At 42.8% G+C, this 278-nt stretch carries 1 pseudogene; it reads right to left on the reverse strand.

From position 1 onward, the window contains the following. Positions 1 to 264, reverse strand: a pseudogene (locus C1G53_RS07350) (GTPase RsgA); the annotation flags it as partial. Positions 265 to 278: the final 14 nt, after the last annotated feature.

Genomic DNA, 278 nt, shown 5'->3' on the forward strand with positions numbered 1-278 from the left:
ATTAAAATCAGGTTCCTTGGCCGACATGATAACCACCGCCTGATCGATATTGACGATAGGAGGTCGAACCAAACTATTTTTCCGCTCATGAATCTTTAATATATAGCCTTCTGAGTTTTCCTCCGCAGAAAAGTCCACAAAATCACCCACGTAGGGCGTTTGTCCCTTCTTACGAAAATTTCCTCTAGCTCTGGTTTGATAAATCTGTCCATCCGCCTCGACATAGTAAAAACCTGCCAAGGCCTTGATAATTCTTCCTTGCAATGAAGACTCCTTTG

The sequence above is a fragment of the Streptococcus suis genome (assembly GCF_002960445.1).
GTDB classification, from domain to species: Bacteria; Bacillota; Bacilli; order Lactobacillales; family Streptococcaceae; genus Streptococcus; species Streptococcus hyiners.